Genomic DNA, 24,061 nt, shown 5'->3' with positions numbered 1-24,061 from the left:
AATCCTTCATGAGCGAAACTCTTTCTCAGGCTGTGGCACGTGAGATTCGTGCACCACACGGCACTACGCTGCACTGCGCCAACTGGCTGATTGAAGCGGCTTACCGCATGATTCAGAACAACCTCGACCCCGATGTCGCCGAACGTCCGGAAGATCTGGTGGTGTACGGCGGCATCGGTAAAGCGGCACGCAACTGGGAGTGCTTCGAGCAGATCCTGCGTTCGCTCCGGGCGCTGCAGCCGGATGAGACGCTGCTGATCCAGAGCGGCAAGCCGGTCGGCATCTTCCGCACACACGCGGATGCGCCGCGCGTGCTGCTGGCGAACTCCAACCTGGTGCCGCACTGGGCGACCTGGGATCACTTCCATGAGCTGGATAAAGCGGGTCTGATGATGTACGGCCAGATGACCGCCGGTTCCTGGATCTACATCGGTGCGCAGGGCATCGTGCAGGGCACCTATGAAACCTTTGTGGAAGCGGGCCGTCAGCACTACAACAACGACCTGAGCGGACGCTGGATCCTCACCGCCGGACTGGGCGGCATGGGCGGCGCACAACCGCTGGCGGGTGTACTGGCCGGAGCCTGTGTGCTGGCAATTGAGTGCCAGGAGTCACGCATCGATTTCCGTCTGCGTACCCGTTACGTGGACTACAAAGCCACCACGCTGGATGAAGCGCTGGCGTTAATCAGCGAAGCCACCGCCGCCAAAAAAGCGATTTCGGTCGGCCTGCTGGGTAATGCCGCCGAAATCCTGCCGGAGCTGGTGAAACGCGCTCAGGCGGGCGGACCAAAGCCGGACATCGTGACCGACCAGACGTCGGCGCACGACCCGATTAATGGCTATCTGCCGATTGGCTGGGATCTGGCGCGCTGGCAGCAGGAGCGCGTCTCACAGCCGAAGGCGGTAGAAAAAGCGGCGCGCGCCTCAATGGCGGTTCATGTCCAGGCGATGCTCGACTTCTGTCATATGGGCATCCCGACTGTGGATTACGGCAACAACATTCGTCAGGTCGCGCTGGATGAGGGTGTCAGCAACGCGTTTGATTTCCCTGGCTTTGTGCCAGCCTATATCCGTCCGCTGTTCTGCGAAGGCAAAGGCCCGTTCCGCTGGGTCGCGCTCTCGGGCGATCCGGAAGATATCTACAAGACCGACGCGAAACTCAAAGAGCTGTTCCCGCACCATAAAACGCTGCATCGCTGGCTGGATATGGCGCAGGAGCGCATCGCCTTCCAGGGCCTGCCTGCCCGCATCTGCTGGCTGGGACTGGGTGAACGGCATCTTGCCGGTCTGGCGTTCAACGAAATGGTCCGCAACGGCGAGCTGAAAGCGCCGGTGGTCATTGGCCGCGACCATCTCGACTGCGGCTCGGTCGCCTCTCCTAACCGTGAGACCGAAGCGATGAAAGATGGCTCAGATGCGGTATCAGACTGGCCGCTGCTCAACGCCCTGCTGAATACCGCAGGCGGCGCAACCTGGGTCAGCCTGCATCATGGCGGCGGTGTCGGCATGGGCTTCTCACAGCACTCCGGCGTGGTGATTGTCTGTGACGGCAGCAAAGAGGCCGATGCCCGTCTGGGTCGCGTATTATGGAACGACCCGGCCACCGGTGTGATGCGTCACGCCGACGCAGGGTATGAACTGGCGCAGCAGTGCGCGGCTGAACATGGCCTGAACCTGCCCATGCAGAAGTAATCCGTTGACTGGGGCGAGCAGCAGCTTGCCCCCTTTCTCGCCCGCTATTTCCTTCTTACACCCTGGCATAAACATCACTTCCTTATTACTTATTCCATTTTGATTTAGCCTATAGCCAGATTTAGTCCTGACGGCGATAGACGCCGCATCACCCGACCACTAAAGTGAAATCTTCTCATTCTGTATGGAGCGCGACTCTGCATGACCCTTTCCCCTGCCCTGCTTGAAGATGCCCTGCGCTGGCGCCTTGAGTTTCATCGCCACCCCGAATTAGGTTACCAGGAACAGCAAACCAGCCAGTTTATTGCGGAAGAGTTAGCGCGGGCGGGTTTACAGGTGTTCCGTGGCCTGGCGGGCACCGGCGTCATCGGCACACTGGAAAACGGTCCCGGCCCGGTTATCGGGCTGCGTGCAGATATGGATGCGCTGCCGATTACGGAAAAAGGTGATGCTGAGTGGCGTTCTGCGACGCCAGGCGTGATGCACGCCTGTGGCCACGACGGTCATAGCGCCATTCTGCTGGCTGCCGCCCGCCAGCTGGCCGCCACACGTCAGTTCAGCGGCACGGTGCATTTCATCTTTCAGCCTGCCGAAGAGAATCTGGGCGGGGCACGCAGAATGGTGGAAGAGGGACTGTTCCAGCGCTTTCCGATGGATGCGATCTACGCCATGCATAACTGGCCGGGACTGCCGCTCGGCTCACTGGCGGTGAACCCTGGCGCGATGATGGCGTCGCTGGATTCGTTTGAAATTACGCTGCACGGCAAAAGCTGCCACGCGGCGATGCCGGAAAGCGGTGCCGACCCGATGGTGGTAGCAGCCGAGCTGATTCTGGCGCTGCAGACCATTCCGTCTCGCCGGCTCTCGCCGCTGGCGTCAGCCGTGGTCAGCGTGACGCAGATTCACGGTGGTGAAGCGATTAACGTCATCCCGGAGCAGATTGTTTTACGCGGCACGGTGCGCTGCCTGCAGACCAGCGTGCGCGAAAAAGTGCGCGGGCTGATTGATGAGTTTGTCGCGACCCTGCCGCGTCCGTTTGGCGTGAGTGGTGAGATTGACTGGCTGCCGGGCTATCCGGTCACCGCCAACCATGTGGCACCGGCTGAGCAGGTGCGCGAGGTAGCGCTCTCAACACTGGGTGCTGAACAGGTTCACTGGCAGGTTAATCCGTCAATGGCGTCAGAAGATTTTGCCTGCATGATGGAAGCCTGTCCCGGCGCGTATTTCTGGCTGGGCGCGGACGGCGAAACGCCCTCCGCGCCGCTGCACAACGCCCGCTATGACTTCAACGACGCGCTGCTGCCAATTGGCATCCGTTTCTGGCAGGACCTGGTTGAACAGGCGCTGCCGGTAGCCTGAGTTAATACCCGGCGGCGAGGATCTGCTGCTCCGCCGCCGCCAGCGAGTCACACCGGCCGCTGGCGCGCAGGCAGCAGGCGAGCTGCAGTCGCAGTGACGCAGGCACCGGACGCTGCTGATTCAGCACCTCTTCGATCCAGCGCGCAGTGACTTCTGCCGTCTTGTCTGTCGGCAGTTCAACGGCCACTTCTGGCTGACGCTCAACCCACACTTCCGCTTCCGCGCCCGCCCCCTTAATCATACTGATCGCCGGGCAGCGCTGGGGATTCGCATAGACTTCCCCTTCAGTGCCATTGAGCAGTATCGCAGGCGCATCGATGTCGCTGAAGAATTTCGCCACACGCGGTACATACTCAGGATGCGAGACGCTGGACAACCGCAGCGCCGCCCGCTCCGCAAACGGCGTGGCCAGTTTTGCCAGCGTGTGCGCGCTGTTACGCACCCCCATCCGCCAGCGCAGCGAGAGCTGTTTCGCCATTGGCGGGCAGAGATGATCGATGGTGATAAATGCCAGGCCCTGATCGAGTTTCGCCTGCGCCGCCTCTGCGGTGGTGACGGGCGCAATGCCCAGCGCGGCAAACACCGCTTCACTGGTGATGCGTGTCGCGTCGTCGCTGACGCCGTGTACCAGCACCGGGAAGCCGACTTTCACCAGCAGCAGCGCCAGCAACGGCGTCAGATTCCCCTGGCGGCGTGCGCCGTTGTAGCTGGGGATCACCACAGGCATCGGACGATTTTCCGGCGCACGCAACTGCATCATCTGCGCCTGCATCGCCTGATAAAAGCCGCGCATTTCGGCTTCACCTTCGCCTTTAATGCGCAGCGCTATCAGAATAGCGCCCAGCTCCAGATCCGGTACTTCACCCGCCAGCATCGCGCCATAGAGCGCCACGGCAGTATCAAAGTCGATATCGCGGGCATGATTTTTACCGCGACCCACCTCTTTAATGATTTTATTCAGTTCCATCACTCGCTTCCGGTTAAGTGCGCGGCTCAGCGCCGCGTGGGACGGCGTTTACGCACGGTATGCTTTGGCACCACGATGGCCGGTATCGCTGCCGGCTCTGGCGTTTCCGGCTGCTCAATCGGGAAGATCGGCAGTGCGGCTAACAAGCGGCTGCCGTAGGCTTTGCTCAGCAGACGGCGGTCGTAAATCACGATTTCGCCATAGCATTGATGGCTGCGAATCAGGCGTCCGACCTGTTGAATCAGGGTAAATGAGGCGCTGGGTAAACTCTGCACCTCAAACGGATAGCGCTTCAGGCTTTTCAGCCATTCGCCTTCGGTCAAAATTACCGGACTGTCCACCGGGGGAAAAGCGATTTTGTGGATATGCACCTGACTCAGCAGATCGCCTTTGAGATCCAGCCCCTCAGCAAACGACTGCAGGCCAATCAGAATGCTGGTGTCACCTTTGGTAACGCGCTGACGGTGCAAATCCACCAGGCGGCTGCGCGGCTGATCGCCCTGCACCAGCATCGAGAGCCGCAGGTCTGGCAGACAGGCGACAAACTGCTGCATCGCCCGGTTGCTGGCAAACAGCACCAGCACGCCTTTATGCTTTTTCTCCGCCATCTGCTGACGGAAGAAACCGGCCATCTCGGCGATGTGCTCCGCTTCGTGCGCCATCAGCGGCTCAAGTCGCATCTGCGGGATCACCAGCTTGCCCTGCTCCACATGGTTAAACGGTGAGTCGAGCGCCACAAAGCGGTCGCCCGCTTTTTCGCTAAGCCCTGACATCTCCTGCAGGCGGTTAAAACTGTTGAGCGATCGCAGCGTGGCGGAGGTGACCACCACATGCGGAATTTTGCGCCACAGCATTTTCTCCAGCTGGTCGCTGACGCGGATGCCGGCGCAGTGGAACAGCAGATGCGCCTGACCTTCGCGCAGCTCGCGGGTAATCCACTTCGATACCGGCGCGCCAGAGGCTTTTTCCATTGCCGCCAGCCGCCAGAGTTTGCTGATTGATTCGAACCAGCCAAACTGACGATTGAGCTGGAGCAGGTTGCGATGCAGCCGCACCATATCGACCTTGCCGGTCTGCTCACTCAGCGCATTAATCAGGCCTTCACTCAGTCCCCGCAGGGCATCGCTGAGTTTGAACAGCCGGGCGCAGAGATCCAGCAGCTCCTGCGGCAGCGCACCCAGCACAAAGCGGTATTCGCCCGGCTGGTTATTCGGCGGCAGCAGCGGATTCAGCGCCTGCGCGGTGATGGTCAGCAGTTCGCGCAGCTCATCACAGTGTGCTTTCAGTCGCTCAGGATTAGCCAGCGGCGGCGGCGACTTCGGCCGCATCTGCGTCATGATGCTCTCAACCAGCTTGATAAACAGGTCAAGCTGCAGGCTGCTCCAGCCCGGCGTGATGTCGGCGCTCATCTCCAGCGCATCGCGGGCCACTTCCGGCAGGTGATGTCCTTCATCCAGTACCAGCATCAGGTTTTTAGCGGGCGGCAACACTGACTCATTCTCCATCGCCGCCATCACCAGCGCATGGTTCGCCACCACCACATCCACCTGCTCGATTTCACGCCGCGCCACAAAGAACGGACATTCACGATACCAGTGGCAATGCGAACCCAGACAGCTCGCTTTGTCGGTGGAGAGGCGCTGCCAGAGGCTGTCGCTGACGTTCTCCTCGCTGTGATCGCGCAGGCCATCCCACTGGTAGCGATCCAGTGACTTCTGTAAGCGACCACACTGCGTCTGTTCTTCTTTGGTACTACTGACGGCGTCATCATCCAGATAAAGCAGCAGATCGCCCTGCTGATCGTCATCGGCCGCCATCGCCGCCAGATTGCGCGGACAGACATAGCGCCCGCGGCCAAACGCGGCGGTAAAAGTGAGATCGGGGATGATTTTCTTCAGCAGCGGCAGATCTTTCGTGAAGATTTGATCCTGCAGCGCCACGTTGGCGGTGCTGATCACCAGCTGCTTTTCCTGAGCGCGGCTGGCTGCGATGCCCGGAATCAGATAAGAGAGGGTTTTGCCCACGCCAGTCGGTGCTTCGACCGCCAGATGGCGCGCGTCGTCACCCGCCAGGCATTTCGCTACTTCAGCGATCATCTGGCGCTGCGGCGCACGTGGAATGAAATCAGGCACCTGCTGCTGAAGCGCTTTATACCACTGCGCTATCTGGCTTTTTACTGCGGCTGTCAGGGCCATGATTTGCGTTACCACACCGAAAAAATGGCCTGTATTTTTACACAGTATCCTGGCGGCGTCAGCTTTCGCGCCGAATTTTTCGTGACCCGCCGTAAAATCAGCGGTTGTCCGACAGCGGTGTTTTACGCCAGCACTTTGTACATATAGGTGGTGGCATCCAGCACGCCTGCGATGGATTCGGCATAACAGGGAATCGACCCCGCCACCTGCCAGCCCAGCGAGCGATAGAGATCGCTGGCGACATCGCCGCTGCGCGTATCCAGCACCAGCAGGGTTTTGCCCTGTGCGCGTGCCCGCTGCTCAGCGCGCTGCATCAGTTCACGGGCGATGCCCTGACGGCGCGCCTGCGGGTGCACCAGCAGTTTGCTGATCTCTGCGCGGTGGCGGCCATTAGGCATGCCGCTGCGGCTGATGATGACCGTTGCCACGATGCGCCCGCGCTGACGCGCGACCAGTAATTCGCTGTCGCCGCTGGTGATGCTGGCACTCCGCTGCTGCCAGAATCGCACCATCACCTCATCATCTTCAGCATCAATAAAACCGACGCTGGCACCGTCTGCCACGCAGCTCTGCAAAACGTCGGTCAGTTCACCCAGCAGCTGTTGCGCCTGGGCCGCGCTGAGAGTTGCGTAATCCGTCATGGTTTCGCCACCACCAGTAAGTAACGCGCGCCGTCAGTCAGGTGCGCCTCAAAAGCCGATTTACCGACCAGATGAAACCGCAGGCAGTCGCCGGGCTGTAGCGTCCACGCCTGAGACCCCATCGTGACGGTAAGACCGCCCTCGCGCAGCCAGATATGCTGCTCCAGCCCCTGAATGGGTGGCACATCATAATCGATTCGCGCACCAGGCCGTAACCTGCCCTCCACGAGTTCACATCTAAAATGAAGTGCAGGTGGTGAAATATTCCGACGGATAAAACCGCTGGCGTCATCCTGCCACACCGGCTGCTGATCCTCTTTGACCAGCAGACTGGACTCTTCTTCCACTTCACTGAGCAGGCGCGACATCGTTAAGCCGTATGCAACACACAAACGATTAAGCAGTGCCGCCGTGGGACTGGTCTCGCTTCGCTCAATGCGCGATAATGTCGCGCGGCTGATGCCGGTAGCGACAGAAAGTTCATCAAGTGACCAGCCGCGTTGCAGGCGTAATTCTGCCAGCCGCACCGCCAGTCGTTGCTCCGTATTCAGCTCCGGCATGGTGTTCTCTCATTTTTGGGAATAATTCTCTTATTTGAGATATAGCCTGGAAAAGCCGTATCAGTCAAGTTGTACATTGAGAAATGTATTGTACAACTTAATTTGCTTCGTTATGGTAATCGTACTCAGACCAATCGAAAGAGGAATTTATGACCTTATACAGTATCGGTGACGTCGCCGAGCGCTGTGGCATAAACCCAGTCACCCTGCGCGCCTGGCAGCGTCGTTATGGCTTACTGAAGCCGCAACGTACCGAAGGCGGACATCGTCAGTTTGACGAAGAAGATGTGCAGCGCATCGAAGAGATTATGCGCTGGATTGAAAGTGGCGTGCCGGTCGGTAAAGTGAAGGCACTGCTGGAAGGTGGCGATGTTGATGCACACGATGGCTGGACCACACTGCAGGATGAACTGATTAGCGTACTGCGCCACGTCAGGCCTGCTAAACTTCGTAATAAAATTGCCGCGATTGGTCGCGAACATCCGATTGATGCGCTGATTGATCACGTTTTTATGCCAGTGCGCCAGAAGCTGAGTCTGGATCAGAACACGGCCCGCACCATGTGCAGTCTGCTTGATGGTCTGCTGATCGACTATGTTGCATTTTGTCTGACCGCCAGTCGCAAAAAATCGGGTAAAGATGCGCTGATTATTGGCTGGGGCATCGACGATCGGACCCGTATCTGGCTGGAAGGCTGGCGTCTTTCGCAGCATGGCTGGCGGATTGATGTACTGGCAGAACCCCTGGATGTTCCCCGTCCTGAACTCTTTCCCGGCATGAATATGTTTGTCTTTACCGGTAAAAAACTGACCCGTCGTCAGCAGGAGCAGCTGTCACACTGGCAGGAACAGGGCTATGCCGTGCGGTTACATGAACCTACCTGATAACAAAAACGCACGCCGGGCACTTTGCCTCCTGCCTTGCGCGCGCTATTATCCCCGCCTCACTGTTAACAAGCTCAGGTTTCACCCATGAATGTCAAAAAAGCCTTTTTCGCCACGCTGTTTTTCATTATGGCTCTCGGCGGCACCAGCGGTCTGATGCTGGTGGGATATTCTCTTATTGTCCACTCACGCTAAGCCAGCGCTGCAGGCGTTCAAACAGGCGATCGCTCACTATTGCCAGCAGCGCCACCAGTAATGCTCCCTGAATCACATAGGCTGTATTAAATCCGCTCAGGCCGATAATCACCGGCGATCCCAGACTTTTTGCGCCCACCGTTGAGGCAATAGCCGCGGTGCCGATGTTGATGATTACCGACGTGCGTATCCCGGCGATAATCACCGGTGCAGCCAGCGCCAGTTCAATCTGCCACAACCGCTGCCAGCTACTCATGCCGACCCCGATGGCAATTTCCCGGCTGCTGGCGGGTATGCTATCAATGCCCGCCAGCGTACCCTGTAAAATCGGCAGCAATCCGTACAGCAGCAGCGCCACCACCGCCGGCCACGCGCCAAAGCCCATTACCGGCACCGCAATCGCCAGCACCGCCACCGGCGGTATCGTCTGCCCCGCCGCTACGATAGTTTCCATCAGCGGCCGGAAAGCGCGTCCCGCTCGCCGGGTCACCAGCACGCCACTGCCAATGCCGATCACGATGGCCAGCAGGCTGGCGGTGATCACCAGGAACAGATGCGCCAGCGTCAGCTGCCAGAAGCTCTCCTGCTGATAGAGTGGTCGCGCCAGTTCCGGAAACCAGCGGTGAAACAGCGGCCCGCTGTAAGGCATCAGAGTCAGCAGCGCGCCGTAGAACAGTACCAGCCACAGCAACGGATCCCTTAACCTGCGCATGTGAAGCCCTCGCGCAGTTGCAGCAGGTCGCCAAAGTGGAGCACGCCCATTGGCTGCTGCTGATCGTCAACGACCGGCAGTTTATCGGTGCGCCGGGCGATAAACTGCGACAGCGCGTCCCGCAGCGTCAGCGCCGCAGCAATCGGTTCGCCCGCCAGCCACTCGCCGCGCCGGACGGCGTTACCGACCTGTTCCAGCGACAGCAGCCGGACGCCCATTTCACTGCGGCCAAAGAAGTCGCGCACAAAATCATTTTTCGGCTGGGTCAGCAGCTCTGCCGGCCTGCCCTGCTGAACAATCTTACCGTTATCCATCAGCACAATGCGATCCGCCAGCGTCAGCGCTTCGTCGATGTCATGCGTCACCAGCACGATAGTGCGGCCAGACAGCCGATGAATACGCAGCATCTCCTGTTGCAACACGCCGCGCGTCACCGGATCGAGCGCGCCGAACGGCTCATCCATCAGCAGAACTTCCGGGTCCGCCGCCAGCGCCCGCGCCACGCCCACCCGCTGCTGCTGCCCACCGGAGAGCTGATGCGGATAGCGATTGAGCAGCTGCGCGTCAAGGTTCAGCAGCGCCAGCAGCGCCGCGATGCGCTCATCGATCTGCGATCTGGACCAGCCCAGCAGGACCGGCACTGTGGCGATATTCTTCCGCACCGTCCAGTGCGGAAACAGGCCAATCGACTGAATGGCATAGCCCATGCGTCGGCGTAATATGCGGGCATCCAGCTGGCGAATCGACTCACCGGCAAAGCGGATCTCACCGCTATCAAACTCCACCAGCCGGTTGATCATTTTCAGCGTGGTTGATTTGCCGGAGCCGGAGGTGCCGAGCAGTACGCAGAACTCCCCTTTTGCCACCTGTAGCGACAGATCTTTTACCGCCGCTTTGCCGTTAAAGGCGCGGGAAACGCCATCAAACTCAATCATCTTTTCTCTCCAGCAGTGAGATCAGCAGGCGGAACAGCGCATCAATGACGACCGCCAGCGCAATCACTGGGATGACGCCCAGCAACACCAAATCCAGCGCACTGCTTAACAGCCCCTGGAAAATAATCGCGCCAAAACCGCCCGCGCCAATCAGCGCCGCCACCACTGCCATACCCAGCGTCTGCACCACGACGACACGCAGGCCCGCGAGCCAGACCGGCAGCGCCAGCGGCACATCCACCGCGATAAACTGCTGCCAGCCGCTCATGCCCGTGCCGCGCGCACTTTCGCGCACCTCATGCGGCACCTGTTGCAGCCCCACCACCACGCTGCGCACCAGCGGCAACAGCGCATAAAGCACCAGGGCGATCAGCGCCGGGGCCATACCAATGCCGCTGATACCCCAGTCACCGAGCCACGGAAAATGCTGAGCCAGACCGGCCAGCGGCGCAATCAGCAGACCAAACAGCGCCACCGACGGCACCGTCTGAATCACATTCAGTACACCAAACACGCTACCCTGCCAGCCGGGCCGCCGGAACAGCATAACGCCCAGCGGCAGCGCAATCATCAACGCAGGCAAGACTGTACCGGCCAGCAGCGTGAGATGACGGCTCAGCGCCGCATCAAACACCGCATGACGGTTGGCATACTCTTTCAGCAGGGAGAGATCGGCGAGCTGGCCACTGAACAGCAGCAACAGCGGCAGCAGCCAGCCCTGCAGATTAAGCAGCAGCTGTGCCAGCCGATGCGGGGTCAGCTGCCGCACCTGATCGGTTATCAGCAGCAGGATCAGCGCACCGCTGCACCACAGGCCACTGGCAAAGCTGGTGCGTGCCAGACGGCTGCCCTGCTGACTCAGCAACGTCGCCTGATGACCGCTGAGCCAGATGATCGCCGCCAGCATCAGCTGAGCCGTCAGCAGCGCTACAATCAGCGTGACGCGCCCGGGCGGACGCCACAGCAGCAGCCAAAGCGTCACCAATGGCAGCAGTAATAGCCCGAAGCGGTTTATCTGCCAGCCCATCAATGGTTCACCCGCCACCAGACGGTTCGGGGCGAAGTTAAGAAACGGCAAGGCCACCAGCGCCAGGCTCAGCAGCGTCAGCAGCAGCAATGCCACCGGCTGCTGAGCCGGATGGCGTATCGCGTCCCGCGATATCTGCATCGGTTACAGCAGCTTTTTCTGCTGCAGCCACTCGGTCGCTACACTGCTGGCGTCCTGACCGTCGACCGCGATTTTGGCGTTGAGTTGCTGCAGCGTCTTCTCATCAAGCGCGCTGAACACCGGCTTCAGCCAGTCGGCAATCTGCGGATAGGCTTTGAGGACCGATTCGCGGATTACCGGCGTCGGCGCGTAAATCGGCTGAACGCCTTTGGGATCGCTGAGCGTCTGCAGACCCAGTGCTGCTACCGGGCCGTCGGTGCCGTAGGCCATCGCCGCGTTAACGCCGGAGGTCTGTTGCGCTGCTGCGCTGATGGTCACAGCAGTATCGCCGCCCGCCAGCGACAGCAGCTGATCCTGCTTGAGGTCAAAGCCATAGGCTTTTTCAAAGGCCGGTAAAGCATCGCTGCGTTCGATAAATTCGGCTGAGGCGGCCAGCTTGAAGGTTCCGCCCTTTTTCAGAAAGGCGCTGAGATCGGTCAGCGAAGTGAGCTGGTTCTTCTCAGCCAGATCTTTACGCACGGCAATGGTCCAGGTGTTGTTGGCCGGAGCCGGTGTCAGCCACACCAGATGGTTTTTCTCCGCATCCAGCTTCTTCACCTTTTCATAGCCTTCAGCGGCATTCTTCCAGGCACTGTCTTTTTCATCGTTGAAGAAGAACGCGCCGTTGCCGGTATATTCGGGGTAGATATCGAGCTCGCCCGCCGTGATGGCACCGCGTACCACCTGCGTTGTGCCAAGCTGGATTTTATTGACGGTTTTTACGCCGTGCTTTTCAAGCACCTGAAGGATTACGTTGCCCAGCAGTGATCCTTCGGTATCAATTTTGGAGCCGACCCGCACCGGCTCCGCCGCCTGTACCATCCCCATACTGAGCAGCAACGCGCTGACTCCCACCCAACCCCGAACTCTGACCATGGCCTTTTCCTTATCGCAGTCTGTTGTTTTTACATGATGTTTTCGTGTGATGACGCGCAAGGCGCGGGACGCCTTAGCGTTGAGCCTGCTCGCCTGCTCGCCTGCCGCCGAAAGGGAGACTGGCAAGGCGTGCAGCGGAAATTATCTGCCTTAAAAGCGTAGCCTGGCGCAGCGGCGCTGCAGCTGACTTTATCGCAAATTTATAACGATTTGGGATTAAAAAATTATTATCAATAACCGAAATGAATTTACGTCTGGGCGTCTAAACGGCTATTCTCGAAAATCTGTTTTTATTATAAAAGACGTACAACATCATGTCCGACCTGACCTCTTCCGCCCATGTGGCAACAGCAGGGAGTTCGCCCGGTGGCGAAACACAGTGGATCCGCAGCGCAGCTGACGTCTCCCGCTTAGTGAACAGCGGCGACAGCGCCCGTAACAATGCCCGTATTGTGGTAGCGATTGCGCTGGGAGGCGTGTTCCTTGACGCCTACGACCTGGGCGCGCTGGCGTTTGGCATTAAAGACATCACGCGCGAGTTTAGTCTCACTCCGACCGGCACCGGCATGGTCGCCTCGGCCATCACCTTCGGCGCAATCATCGGCGCGCTGATTGGCGGCTATCTCACCGACAAAATTGGCCGTTATCGGGTCTTTATGGCTGATATGTTCTTTTTCGTGGTGGCGGCTATCGCCTGTGCGTTTGCCCCGAATGAGTATGTGCTGGCTGGCGCGCGCTTCGTGATGGGGCTGGGCGTCGGGATTGATCTGCCAGTTGCGATGGCGTTTCTGGCGGAGTTTTCAAAGCTGCGCGGCAAGGGGAATAAAGCGGCCAGCGTGGCGATGTGGTGTCCGACCTGGTATGCGGCAATCAGTATCTCTTATCTGCTGGTGCTGCTGCTTTATGCGGTGCTGCCTGAAAGCCACACCGACTGGCTCTGGCGGCTGATCCTCGGTTTTGGGGCCGTTCCGGCGATTGTCATCATCGCCATCCGCAGCCGTTATATGAGCGAATCCCCGGTGTGGGCGGCGAATCAGGGGGATCTGAAAGGGGCCGCCGCGATTTTACGCAGTGCCTGGAACATCAACGCGCAGGTAGCACCCGACGCCGGGCTGACCGCTGCCACACCCGTGCGCAAGGCGAGCTGGCGCAACTATGGCGCGCTGCTGCAGGGCGTTTATCGCCGCCGCACGCTGCTGGCGACCATCACCTCTATCGCCTCGTCGTTTGCCTATAACGCAGTGGCGTTTGGGCTGCCGGTAATCATCTCAAGCTTCTTTGCTCAGTCGATGCTCACCACCATTCTGGTGTCGCTGGCGCTGAATCTGCTGTTCGCCTTTGTCGGCGGAATTCTGGCGGTGCGGCTGGTGCCGCGTCTGGGAGCGTGGAAGATGTCGGTGGCGGGTTATGGCTGTCAGTGCGTGGCGCTGCTGGGGCTGGCGCTGATTGGTCGTCCCGAAGGCGGTCAGGAAGCCGCGCTGGCGATTGGCATGCTGGCGCTGTTCCTGTTTGGTCAGGGATTCGGGCCGGGGTCTCATACTATGACCTTTGCGTCGCTGAGCTACCCGACGTCGCTGCGCGGCGTGGGCGTCGGCTTCAACCAGACGCTGATGCGCGGCAGTTCGACCGTTTCGCTGTTTCTCTTCCCGGTGCTGGTTGCCGCGCTGGGCACCGGCGTCTTCTGGGTGATCTTCCTGGCCCCGCTGGCGGGCCTGCTGGCGTTGCTGGCGATCCGCTGGGAACCGTCAGGTTATGATGTGGATGCAGAAGATTTTGAGCTGCCGGGGTAAAGAGCGCAGGCAAACCGCACCTCAGTGCGGTTTTTTTATGCCGTAATGACCGGGAAAGGAAAATGCTCCAGATAGTCCGGGATGCGCGGGAAGGTATGCAAAAACCACGGCGTGAACAGCTGTGGCTGCTGCTGCATCTGCTGCTCAATCAGCGCCATCGGACGATAATCAAAGGCATCGGCTTCCTGCGGATTCAGCTGCGGCAAAGTGTCGCAGACGGCAAAGAAGACGTGACCATATTCATGTTCGGTCAGGCCATTGCTCAGCTTCAGGTTATAGCTCAGCTCAAATACCGGCGTCAGCGTCACGATCATCCCCATCTCTTCACGCAGACGGCGCTCGGCGGCGTCGCGGGTCGATTCATGAGGATAAGGATGGCCACAGCAGGTATTACTCCACAAGCCACCACAGTGATATTTATCGCTGGCACGCCGCTGCAGTAACAGCTCCTGCCGGGAATTGAAGACGTAGACCGTCACCGCGCGGTGCAGTAATCCTTTTTCATGCACTTCCAGCTTTTCCATTTTGCCGGTGGGACGATCGAGGTGGTCAACGAGGATAACTTCAATAGCAGACATGGCGTTTCCTTGAGATTATTCCCAACTATTCTGGCACAGAATGAGCAGTCTGGGTGGAACATCGCGGAATTTTTACGCGTCTCAGGCGGAGATAAGCGGATGAAGCAGAGAGGAAATCAGGCCAGCAAGGCTGGCCTGACGAAGGATTACAGGCGGAAACTCTGAACCACCTGCTCAAGCTGGGTGCTCTGCGATTCCATCGCCTGCGCGGCAGCGGAAACCTGCTCCACCAGCACGGCATTCTGCTGGGTAGTACCATCAAGCTGGGTAATCGCCACGTTAACCTGTTCGATACCCAGGCTCTGCTCACGGCTGGCTGACATAATTTCGCTCATCAGGGTGGTCACACTGCTTACCCCTTTCATCAGCTCGTCCATGGTCTGACCCGCCTGCTCAACCAGCGCGCTGCCGGTATCGATGTTTGCCACGGACTCTTCGATTAACTTTTTAATCTCACGCGCCGAGTTGGCTGAACGCTGTGCCAGATTGCGCACTTCCGAAGCCACCACCGCAAAACCGCGACCCTGTTCACCGGCACGTGCGGCTTCTACCGCGGCGTTAAGTGCCAGGATATTGGTCTGGAATGCGATGCTGTCGATGACGCTGATGATATCGACCACTTTACGGGATGAGTGATGAATCTCACCCATGGTGGTGACCACCTGACGGACCACTTCAGTCCCCCGTGCGGCCACCTGCGAGGCATCAGCTGCCAGCTGGTTGGCATGCGTCGCATTGTCGGCGTTCTGACGCACGGTGCCGGTCAGCTGCTCCATCGACGCGGCCGTCTCGACAATCGAGCTGGCCTGATCTTCAGTACGGGAGGAGAGATTGGCGTTACCGCTGGCAATCTCCCGCGACGCAGCAGTAATCGCCAGTGCGCTGTCGCCCACCTGCTGGAGCAGCCCCTGCAGATAGCTGATGAACTGGTTAAAGCTCTGCGCCACGGCGTTAAACTCCGGGCTGTTGCTGGCGGGCAGGCGCTGCGTCAGATCGGCACCCCCCGTCGACAGCGCTTCGATGTTGCTGTTCAGCACGTTAAGCCGTTTCATCATGGCGCGGACAAAGCCCAGCGAGACCAGCAGCAGGATGACCGCCAGTGGGATCTGCACCAGGCCCAGGCGGGTCAGCATATTATGCGACTGCGCTTTGAGCAGGCTGGTTGGCAGGCTGCTGGCGAGATACCACGGGCTGCCAGGAATGGCCTGCACGAACAGGGTCTGCTCGCCCTCGCTGCTGTCATAAGTGGTTTCCAGCGGCTGATTGCCAACACCGTTCAGCAACGTTTTCAGCGGTGCGGCCATCGGCATCTGCACGTCAGCCAGGTTCTCCAGCTTCGGCGCGGCATTGACCAGCGCGCCATTACCCACGACTTTGCCGTCGGCTTCGACGATCAGCACATTGCCGTGAATGGTTTCACCCATCTGCTTCGCCAGCTGGTTGAAGAACCCCAGCGTCACGTCGATAGTCGCGACACCCCAGGCCGAGCCATTGCGGTAGATCGCCATGGCACAGTTGGTACGCGGCTGCGGGCTGGCAGCATCCTGATAAGCTTTTGCCCAGGCACACTGCCCTTTCGCGGCAGCCAGGCCATCTTTATACCAGGGTTGCTCCCAGTATTTATCGGCGGCGTCGGAGTTCCAGTAGGTGTTGACCTGCAGTTCATTACTGGCATTACGGGCAAAGAAGCTGCTGTCTTTCTCTTTGGCCGGATCGCGACGGTTTGGCAGGGGCCAGATACCGCCACCAAACACGTTGCTGTCCTGATACTGGTTTACCAGCGTCGGTAACAGGGTGTCGATAGTGGCGCTGTCCATGACAGAGGCGGCTTCGGTAATCGCACGCTGCTGTGCCTGCACGCGGTTCATCTGTTCAACGATGCCAGAGGCGAGTGAATCGACCTGATAACGAACCAGACGACTTTCGCTGTCGACCAGCTGTGGCGCGACGAACTGATTGATGACCCAAACTGTAACGAGTAAAAGCGCAACAAAGAACGCGATCATTGTTGCGGTGAAGCGGGATTGTGTTGTTTTAAACATCTTTGTTCCCCTGAACCTGGTGCGGCGCGATTGCCTGATCGGGTTAACGGCTCGCTTAACGGGAACTTGAGATGAGCGGGATCACATATTTGAGAAATGTTTGATTTTTGTGAAAATTTAATTTCATAGAGTTACTATAACGTCCCCGACGGTTGCCGGGGAACAGACGAAGAGGCTTGATAAGACTGGCTTACTCTTCTGAATGGACCACCTGCAGGCGCGGGCGGAAAACATGATCATTGCCTTCTGCTGTTAACAATTCTCGTAACTTTTGGCCGCCATGCTCGTCAGCCTGCGCGAACTGCCGCTCGGCTTCCGTAATCGGCGTGGACCAGAGCAGCGTCGGGCGATCGCCATCGCGTTTCGGCAGCGTGAACTGTGCTGGCGCAGGTGCCAGTTCATTCGCCAGCAGGAAGCTTTCAAAACCGACCGGTGCCACTTCTGAGGCCAGCGTGTGGCCCTCCCCCAGCCAGGTGAGTCGCGCCCATGGCAGATGCACGAACTCCGCCAGCGCGCTCGCCATCTGCACCGCGTTGCCTTCGGTCATCACTTCACCATCGACCGCCATGCCCAGCTCGATACGGCGATACTGCGGTGCCAGCTCATCGAACAGATAATCAACCTGCGGCATCGGCCTGATACTCATGCCGAGCGTCAGGAAGTACCACACGCCCTGATGCCAGTGCTGCGAGATCGCCATCGGCGGCCAGCTGCCCTGATCGATCGCGTAATATTTCACTGATTCGCCAAAACGCGCCTGATAGCAGGCCATGAGATCCTGCTGGACCCTGTCCCACTCGCTGCCGTCGTGCCATTCGCGCCAGAACTGACGCTGATGCTCCGCACGGGCATAGTAGTCATTGGTCGATGCTGAACCCAGCGGGGCCGTCAGCCGGTTCTTTTTGATGCAGCCCGCAGAGAAGCTCACCTGCTTCTCCTGATAAAGACTCCAGCCGGGGATCACCGCCAGCAGCTGGCCGTAATACCACAGCGCAGCGCCATCATCAGAAGGCTCCCACAGCACCTGCAGACCTGCCGGGTCCAGCGCGGGCTCCGCTTCCAGATTACGGCAATACTCGGCGCTGAGCAGCGGGGCGATGCCCTGCTCCATCGCCCCGCGATCTTCCTGTGCCGGTGCAGGCAGCAGGTTACGAAGCCAGCAGCCGCGCACCGCATACTGACTGCGGAACAGGTCGGTGGGCCAGATGTAAAAATAAGCGGTGCGCTCATCCTGCTCGACAATGGCGGTCAGGGTGCGCTGCTGATTGTGGACTTCAGCAATCAGGGATTTGTACGTCATAGTGCCTCGACAAAGCCTGGAGGAATCCATTTTCCCCGAGAATAGAGCAGGATCCTGGCTGCTGCACTCTGAGACAAGGGTAATAGTCTCAAAGTGTGGGCGTTGGGGGGGGTACTGAGCTTTGTAAGTGTGACCATTGTTGGCCTTAAAGGCCGGTATGAGCGAGGAGCGGACATTTTGGATATAACTCATAGACATTATGAGCAGCACAGCTTTGATAATCATTTAGAAATTGTGACTAAAAGCTGGCGGTTAGTGAGTTTTTCCTAATGATAAATATCATCATCGGGCTTTAACGATAGCCATAACGAAACCATCCCATCCTTTTTCACCAACAGTCTGTACTGCTGTCGCTTCAAGGCGCTCATCCTCAGAAATCATTTCGACAAATTCTCGCAGACCTTTAATGTTCGGATCTTCACTACTGGAGTCGATTACACTTCCACCGCGCACAGTGTTATCTCCTACGATAACAGTGCCTTGTTTCGACAGTTTGATAGCCCATTCAAGATAGTGGGGGTTATTCACTTTATCGGCATCGATAAAAATCAGGTCAAAGGGAGCATTAAGTGTGGGTAAGACATCAAGTGCCGCTCCTCTATGCAATGTGACACGCTCAGCCAGCCCCGCTTTGTTTATATTCTGGCGAGCAACCTCTGCATGGTGCTCGTTGAATTCAATTGTCGTTACGCTTCCATGTGGTGGGAGAGCCCGGGCCATCCATAAGGTGCTATACCCCCCAAGCGTCCCTATTTCAAGAACACGGACGGCACACGACATTTGAATGAAAATCGCCAGCATTTTTCCCTGTAAAGCAGAGACATCATGTGTGGGCAATCCCTGTTCTGTGTTATTGGCGAGAGCGTATTTTAAATCTGCATCTTCAGGAGCGAGCTTTTCAGAAAACCAGGCATCTACCTGGGCCCACTTATCAGAATCTTGTGAAGGATAATCTGGAATTCGCATATGAAATTTATTCTCCTTAAAAACTCTATGAAAGTTTAATTGTCATTTGTTACATCTGTCGCCTATACCGATCCTGTTTGAAGATTAAAATCAGCAACGTCCGCTTCTGGCACGAAGCGGACATTCTTATCGAATCGAAGGTCCGCTATGAGCGAATAGCAGACGTTGACTGATGACTACTTAGTAAATTCATCATTATTGAACATACCCTCCCGGCAACGAATTCAATCTCAATCGTTCTCAGACAGCTAGCGCTAGTTGTTGATGACGCTCTATAAATTTCGCTTTGAGGGCGCTATAGCGATGAGCGTCGTTCCTGCTGAGTAATACAGCTGCGTGTTTTATCTCAGCATACTCTTCTGCAATGTCTTTGTTTCTTCGAAGATAATCACGGAAAGCGAGATGTCTCAATACCTGCATATCTCCGACTGCAAACGCATGGACTTGATGACTACGCTGATCACCACCTTTAATGAAATATCTGCGCCCCGCAATCCCGTTCTCACCGCGAGCAATATAACCGGCGTGGGCCATTGCTGAATGGTACTTATCCAGTTCATTGAGGTCGGAAACTTCAAGTAGCATATCAATTACGGGCTTTGCTGAGAGACCAGGAACTGACGTGCTTCCAATATGATGGACATCTTTAGCCATTCCACCGAGCAATGTTTTTATCAGTAAACTTTCAGCTTCAAACATCTCAGGCCATCTATCATCGTATGGCACAACAATAATCTTCCGCATAAACACATTCTCTCTGCCCTACTTGTGCAACTCAACCCTGAACCCCGGCATTGCCTGCAGCCGGCGTTCCCTGGTGAAAAAACAGAGTCCACTGGCCCTCATCCGAACAAATCCAGTAAGAGGAACGTAATGCATGATGGCTGCCATCAGCGTAAAACGTCCGATAGTGAAGCAGAGCGTAACCGCAGCCCATATCCGTAAGACGGAAATCACTGCTGAGAATATACGGTGCAGCCTTTTCACTTAACAGCGACGCAATGGTCTCTGACCGGTCGACCGTCACACCTGACCGGGTGATTTCACGGAATTCAGGATGAAGAATCAGTTCCAGCCACTCCGGATCATTGCGCCTGTCGCCGTGAAGGCTGCACTCAAGCAATCTGAGCTTCTCCAGAAGCATTCTGCTTATCCTCAAGTGATTAAGCCTGACATTCAAATTTACCATAACAGTTCATGCGCTACTTCCGCTCCTGGCACAAAGCGGACTGATGTTTCCCGTTCGCCCGGATTCGGTAAAACACGCATTCTGCCGAATTGTACCCCCGGCCGCGCTGTTACAGCCGGACACACTATATATTGCGGTTTCTCCAGATGTTGCCGATACCACATATAATGATGACGGGGAAGCCGGATGGCCAACACCAGGGCACAACACGCCGGTTTGCCCGCTGCACTATTGATGCCAGGTTTTCTGGGATTCTTATACAGAGAGTCTGGGCAGGTGCCAGACGAGCCGCCGCGAGGCGGTTTTTTTACGCCCTTCTGCGACCGTTCGGTAAAACGCCCATATTACCGAATACGTCTTGCTTAACTCCCTAAGCCCATGAAGAATATTTGCGGTCTTTCTGCAACCCTCGTTTCCGTTTCCCCCTATTAGGTCGTGATGTAACAATTGCACGCGTAAGGAAGGTCTGCTTTGAGCGAAAAGCGGACAAAGTAGCAGAGGGAAAGCATCAATGTTAATGTCCGGAAAGTTCATGTTAAAACTCTGTATGGCATTTGTCATCGACGATTAAAAAGGGCTGTTAATGGCTACAGTTGAGGTATTAAAATTAAAGTATCCAGGCGCAGATGCCTGGCAAATGGGTGACAGTCCGGAACTGGCTAGCAAGCTTGCTGACCTGATTAAAAAAGGGATCAAAACGGCCTCCTGCGGATCGCTTACGTCTTACCAGCAGGAAGAGCCTGCCCCTAAGATTGGGAGCTATAACATCATCCTTGATGGCCAGAACGTCCCAGCCTGCGTAACCAGACTGGTTTCAATGCGACTGGTGCGTTTTTGTGATGTTACCGAGGAGTTTGCCCGCAAAGAAGGTGAAGGCGATTTAAGCCTTGAGTACTGGCAGAAAGAGCATCAGAGATTTTTCACCTGTACGGGACATTTTTCTGACGATATGGAGCTGATCGCAGAAGAATTTGAGGTAATCGAGGTGCTGTAAGATAAAATAAACGTTCTGGCGTTTGAAACCCTGCCATTTATAACAACGTCCGCTTCTGGCACAAAGCGGACTGACGTCAGGCTAATGTCCGCTATGAGCGAAAAGCGGACATAGGCTTAATGTCAGAATGACATTTTCTAACTCGCGATTGTGAACTCTGTAAAAAAGCAAGAACAAAAACTCTGCTGGCGTAAATTCTAATTCGGGGAAATCCGGCCCTGCCGGAGTTTTACCGAATGGCGCAGCGGGAAAACCGGCGCGTTCTGCCCTGGTGTTGGCCTGCCGGTTCCCCCGCACCCACTATATGTAGTATCGGCAGCAGCTGAGAAAACCACAATATGTAGTTATCAGCGCCGCAGCGGCGCGGGGCAGGGTGCCATTCGGGAGAATTGGCGTTTTACCGAATGCGGCAAAAAAAGGCCCGGCACCCGGCCTATTTGTTACGGAACGATCTGACGAGGATGATAACCATCGCCGTAATGGTGATCGCCGCGCCCACGGCAGCGCCGCCGATCACCCAGGGTTCGTGTTCTTCAGACGTAAAAAAGGTGATGATAAACTTCGGCATGCTAATTCCCCGCTTGCAATCCCGCCCGGTGACGGCAGCGGCTACTTTATACCAGAGCCACGCAGGGGAAACTACTACGTCAAGTTATCTGTGCGCGGCGTGAGAGTTTTATCGTTCGGCAGAATCAGGGTTTTACCGCGCCCATGTGAGTAGCAAAAAAAAATTGCCTCGTGGTGGTATTGAAGCAAATTACAATTGCTAGTGTCCGCTTCTGGCACACAGCGGACTTACTGCAGGCTTAGGTCCGTTATGAGCGATCTACGGACATAGCTAATAGCGTTATATGTGAACTAACGAGGAGCAGGTCAGCCCAGCTTTTATACCGAAAAGCTTAATTAGAATTAATTAAGGAAAGTCAGGGTGCCATAACCCAGCTGGTCATAACCACCGCTGTTCGGGCCGTAATTACCACCACCACCTTCATTGCCTTCACTCATTATCGCCGCTTTTATCTCCGGCGCGCTAATATGCATCATCTGTACATAATGGCCGTAGAATAGCGCCCATACGGGCCTTTTTTCTCCGCGGGCTACGCTGGAAATGACTGACTGAGTGACATCACTGTTTTGGTAAATCGAATAAGGGACGCTGTTTCCTGAATTATATCTGGCTACATAGCGCGCCGCCCCGAGTAGGCGGTTGTTATAGGCACCGAACAGGTCATCGCCCTGGTTCCAGGCCAACTGACAAATGGTCCCTGCCAGACCAATGCCAAGCAGCGTATGCGCCTGATCTCGCCCGCTTTCCTGCCACTGTACAAGCCCGTCAGGATAAACTTTCCATGCTGCGTTTTTGAGCGCGCCGTTACCGTTTCCGCCGATATAGTAGTCACGAGCTTTTTTATAAAAATCTCTCCGGTCTGCATAAATACCAATAGCCATGAGTGAAGCGGTATTTGACAGGTCCCAGTTGGCCCAATAGTGATCCGTTTTTGCGCCATTATGATGTTCAAGAAAATCGATGTTCATGGGTGCAAATACCGTAATCAGCATATCTCTGACCGCCTTCTGCTGAGAGGCTGAGAAAGCGGATGACCCCCGAAGCGTTTCGGCTGCGACAGCAAGCTGGTAGCCGTAGAGTCCGGCCGCGAGAAATTTATCAGATGTTCCGTCAACGGCGCGTAGTTTATTCGCCCACTGAGTGAGTATGTATACAGCACGCTCTGCACGTGAGTTGTCGCCGCTCAGTCGCCAGTCCAGAGCTAAAGCATATGCGGCTGCTGCATCATTAAACAGGAATGAGTAATTTTCTTTTGGGTGACCTGTCGCAGCTCCCCGGTAAAGAGTAGCAACAGGATGAGGTGTGTAGTCAGGTGAGTCATGAGCATTAGTGCGTAATAAAGCAAAATCTGAAGACCAGGGCTGTTGCCCTTCTTTTACTTCCAGAGCTATTTTTCTGAAGTCATCAGCCGTGTTTAGTGCACCAGGATGGATAAATGAACCATTTTCAGAAAAACAAGATGGTGAAAATCCAAAAAATAACATGACTGCTATAGCCAATTTTTTATTTTTCATGATGTTAGCTCATTTATCGTGGTGTTTTATTAGAGTAACGGGACACAGCTGCAACCCAGAACACTATTGACCTGCTCGCCCGCATATTAGTTCATGCCGATGTTAGCAAAGTTCGCTTCTGGCACATAGCGGACAGCAGAGCCTGAGTCAGCAGAATCGAACCTGTCAGACCTGAAACTGACGGTATTGATAATTTCTGTGTCAGGCTGATCGTCTAATCTCCCTGATAACCACTGAGCAGCATTCAGGATTAAAATGTCTATAGGCTTGTCAGAAATTAACAGCTGTGAGGAAAACTGAGAAAGGGATTCAGGGCGTGATAAATCACAGATATACCCTTTTGCAATGCCGCTTTCAGCAGTGATGATGCTGCAGGTTTTTTGAATATCTTCAGCCCGCCGTGCGCAAAAATCCACCTCGACGCCCTCTCGTGCCAGCCACACGCACAGCGCCTGGCCAAATCCCCCGCCGCCACCGGTAATAACAGCTCTTTTACCTCTCAGCATCTTCATTCATCCTTTTCCTGATGACTATATGTGGATGTAGATATACATGAGGAAGTTAAGTGACATCTTTCAGTTAATGCCTTTTTACATGGGGAACAGAAATAAGCTGCACTGCAAACTGTTTAGCGTGTGCCAGGGGATTAGCAATGTCTGCTTATGGCATAAAGTGGACATGAATCATGTATAAAATTCGTTAAGAGAGAAGTTGATACCAACCATCTTTCCTACCTCTTATGAGGTAATTGCTAACATCAGTATTTTCTAATTACTCGGTAACAGGTTAGACCTTGTTGCGATTCAACCTAAATATTCTCTTTCTTACGCCTGCTATAAAGTTAATGAATAGTTAACCGATAATGATGATTAAGATGCTTTTAATCTGCATTATT

The 24,061-nt window shown here is 56.2% G+C and carries 22 protein-coding genes and 1 pseudogene; 6 read left to right on the top strand and 17 right to left on the bottom strand.

Annotated elements, in window-relative coordinates; all coding sequences use genetic code 11:
• The first annotated feature begins 8 nt into the window (after positions 1 to 8).
• The gene (gene hutU / locus AC6I8J_RS05920) at positions 9 to 1,694 is read left to right on the top strand and encodes a urocanate hydratase (RefSeq protein WP_013357234.1); all 1,686 of its coding nucleotides are present in this window, start codon (positions 9 to 11) and stop codon (positions 1,692 to 1,694) included.
• Between the two features lie 201 nt (positions 1,695 to 1,895).
• Entirely contained in the window at positions 1,896 to 3,053 is a 1,158-nt protein-coding gene (locus AC6I8J_RS05915) for a M20 aminoacylase family protein (RefSeq protein WP_253421400.1), read from the top strand.
• 1 nt (position 3,054) lies between these two features.
• Here the strand turns inward: AC6I8J_RS05915 and ybiB are convergent, their stop codons facing one another.
• From ybiB to AC6I8J_RS05895, 4 genes are all read right to left on the bottom strand, one after another.
• A complete protein-coding gene (ybiB, locus tag AC6I8J_RS05910; RefSeq protein WP_161736592.1) occupies positions 3,055 to 4,020 on the bottom strand; it encodes a DNA-binding protein YbiB in 966 nt (321 codons plus the stop codon).
• 26 nt (positions 4,021 to 4,046) lie between these two features.
• Entirely contained in the window at positions 4,047 to 6,215 is a 2,169-nt protein-coding gene (gene dinG, locus AC6I8J_RS05905) for an ATP-dependent DNA helicase DinG (protein ID WP_161736593.1), read from the bottom strand.
• Positions 6,216 to 6,337: 122 nt separating this feature from the next.
• Positions 6,338 to 6,856, bottom strand: coding sequence for a GNAT family N-acetyltransferase (locus AC6I8J_RS05900; protein WP_161736594.1), 519 nt, complete (start codon positions 6,854 to 6,856; stop codon positions 6,338 to 6,340).
• Positions 6,853 to 7,416 (bottom strand): XRE family transcriptional regulator, encoded by a 564-nt coding sequence (locus AC6I8J_RS05895; protein WP_161736595.1) that lies wholly within the window; start codon positions 7,414 to 7,416, stop codon positions 6,853 to 6,855. The genes AC6I8J_RS05900 and AC6I8J_RS05895 overlap by 4 nt, the downstream gene beginning before the upstream one ends.
• Before the next feature lie 149 nt (positions 7,417 to 7,565).
• Between AC6I8J_RS05895 and AC6I8J_RS05890 the strand changes: the two genes are divergently transcribed.
• Both AC6I8J_RS05890 and AC6I8J_RS05885 read left to right on the top strand, forming a co-directional pair.
• On the top strand, positions 7,566 to 8,300 hold the full coding sequence (locus tag AC6I8J_RS05890; protein ID WP_161736596.1) for a MerR family transcriptional regulator: 735 nt from the start codon (positions 7,566 to 7,568) through the stop codon (positions 8,298 to 8,300).
• 87 nt (positions 8,301 to 8,387) lie between these two features.
• Positions 8,388 to 8,495 (top strand): YohO family small membrane protein, encoded by a 108-nt coding sequence (locus AC6I8J_RS05885; protein ID WP_013357227.1) that lies wholly within the window; start codon positions 8,388 to 8,390, stop codon positions 8,493 to 8,495.
• Here AC6I8J_RS05885 and AC6I8J_RS05880 read toward each other — a convergent pair.
• The 4 genes from AC6I8J_RS05880 to osmF are packed head-to-tail and all read right to left on the bottom strand — an operon-like array spanning position 8,476 to position 12,225.
• Positions 8,476 to 9,207, bottom strand: a complete 732-nt coding sequence (locus tag AC6I8J_RS05880) for an ABC transporter permease (RefSeq protein ID WP_161736597.1) — start codon at positions 9,205 to 9,207, stop codon at positions 8,476 to 8,478. The genes AC6I8J_RS05885 and AC6I8J_RS05880 overlap by 20 nt on opposite strands.
• The gene (locus AC6I8J_RS05875) at positions 9,195 to 10,142 is read right to left on the bottom strand and encodes an ABC transporter ATP-binding protein (protein ID WP_497825166.1); all 948 of its coding nucleotides are present in this window, start codon (positions 10,140 to 10,142) and stop codon (positions 9,195 to 9,197) included. The genes AC6I8J_RS05880 and AC6I8J_RS05875 overlap by 13 nt, the downstream gene beginning before the upstream one ends.
• Positions 10,135 to 11,310 (bottom strand): ABC transporter permease, encoded by a 1,176-nt coding sequence (locus tag AC6I8J_RS05870; RefSeq protein ID WP_497825165.1) that lies wholly within the window; start codon positions 11,308 to 11,310, stop codon positions 10,135 to 10,137. The genes AC6I8J_RS05875 and AC6I8J_RS05870 overlap by 8 nt, the downstream gene beginning before the upstream one ends.
• A gap of 3 nt (positions 11,311 to 11,313) precedes the next feature.
• Positions 11,314 to 12,225, bottom strand: coding sequence for a glycine betaine ABC transporter substrate-binding protein OsmF (gene osmF, locus AC6I8J_RS05865; protein WP_222924303.1), 912 nt, complete (start codon positions 12,223 to 12,225; stop codon positions 11,314 to 11,316).
• Between the two features lie 314 nt (positions 12,226 to 12,539).
• Here osmF and AC6I8J_RS05860 point away from each other — a divergent pair, with 314 nt between their 5' ends.
• Positions 12,540 to 14,015: an MFS transporter gene (locus AC6I8J_RS05860; protein WP_161736954.1), complete on the top strand. Its 1,476-nt coding sequence runs from the start codon at positions 12,540 to 12,542 to the stop codon at positions 14,013 to 14,015.
• A gap of 35 nt (positions 14,016 to 14,050) precedes the next feature.
• Here AC6I8J_RS05860 and idi read toward each other — a convergent pair whose 3' ends face one another.
• From idi to AC6I8J_RS05830, 6 genes are all read right to left on the bottom strand, one after another.
• Complete coding sequence (idi, locus tag AC6I8J_RS05855) at positions 14,051 to 14,593, bottom strand: isopentenyl-diphosphate Delta-isomerase (protein ID WP_161736950.1); 543 nt, start codon at positions 14,591 to 14,593, stop codon at positions 14,051 to 14,053.
• Between the two features lie 146 nt (positions 14,594 to 14,739).
• Positions 14,740 to 16,635: a methyl-accepting chemotaxis protein gene (locus AC6I8J_RS05850; protein ID WP_253421397.1), complete on the bottom strand. Its 1,896-nt coding sequence runs from the start codon at positions 16,633 to 16,635 to the stop codon at positions 14,740 to 14,742.
• Between the two features lie 190 nt (positions 16,636 to 16,825).
• Positions 16,826 to 17,935 carry a suppressor of fused domain protein gene (locus AC6I8J_RS05845; protein WP_161736952.1) on the bottom strand — a complete coding sequence of 370 codons (1,110 nt, stop codon included), beginning with the start codon at positions 17,933 to 17,935 and terminating at the stop codon, positions 16,826 to 16,828.
• 282 nt (positions 17,936 to 18,217) lie between these two features.
• On the bottom strand, positions 18,218 to 18,901 hold the full coding sequence (locus AC6I8J_RS05840; RefSeq protein ID WP_497825164.1) for an O-methyltransferase: 684 nt from the start codon (positions 18,899 to 18,901) through the stop codon (positions 18,218 to 18,220).
• 240 nt (positions 18,902 to 19,141) lie between these two features.
• Positions 19,142 to 19,645 (bottom strand): GrpB family protein, encoded by a 504-nt coding sequence (locus tag AC6I8J_RS05835; RefSeq protein ID WP_253421391.1) that lies wholly within the window; start codon positions 19,643 to 19,645, stop codon positions 19,142 to 19,144.
• 31 nt (positions 19,646 to 19,676) lie between these two features.
• Positions 19,677 to 20,090: a nuclear transport factor 2 family protein gene (locus AC6I8J_RS05830; RefSeq protein ID WP_311202140.1), complete on the bottom strand. Its 414-nt coding sequence runs from the start codon at positions 20,088 to 20,090 to the stop codon at positions 19,677 to 19,679.
• A gap of 583 nt (positions 20,091 to 20,673) precedes the next feature.
• On the opposite strand from AC6I8J_RS05830, the gene AC6I8J_RS05825 reads away from it, so the two are divergent.
• Positions 20,674 to 21,084 carry an ASCH domain-containing protein gene (locus AC6I8J_RS05825; protein WP_067437184.1) on the top strand — a complete coding sequence of 137 codons (411 nt, stop codon included), beginning with the start codon at positions 20,674 to 20,676 and terminating at the stop codon, positions 21,082 to 21,084.
• Between the two features lie 433 nt (positions 21,085 to 21,517).
• Here AC6I8J_RS05825 and AC6I8J_RS05820 read toward each other — a convergent pair whose 3' ends face one another.
• From AC6I8J_RS05820 to AC6I8J_RS05810, 3 genes and pseudogenes are all read right to left on the bottom strand, one after another.
• The gene (locus AC6I8J_RS05820) at positions 21,518 to 21,652 is read right to left on the bottom strand and encodes a hypothetical protein (RefSeq protein WP_260057725.1); all 135 of its coding nucleotides are present in this window, start codon (positions 21,650 to 21,652) and stop codon (positions 21,518 to 21,520) included.
• A gap of 341 nt (positions 21,653 to 21,993) precedes the next feature.
• Complete coding sequence (locus AC6I8J_RS05815; RefSeq protein ID WP_260057723.1) at positions 21,994 to 23,166, bottom strand: alginate lyase family protein; 1,173 nt, start codon at positions 23,164 to 23,166, stop codon at positions 21,994 to 21,996.
• A 124-nt stretch (positions 23,167 to 23,290) separates the two neighbouring features.
• Positions 23,291 to 23,672 (bottom strand): annotated as a pseudogene (locus AC6I8J_RS05810) (SDR family oxidoreductase); the annotation flags it as partial.
• Positions 23,673 to 24,061 lie beyond the last annotated feature (389 nt).

The organism is Pantoea sp. X-Soil-ISGK-355 (assembly GCF_059730805.1).
The sequence above is the reverse complement of the archived record's forward strand: the minus strand, read 5'-3'. Positions and strand labels throughout refer to the sequence as shown.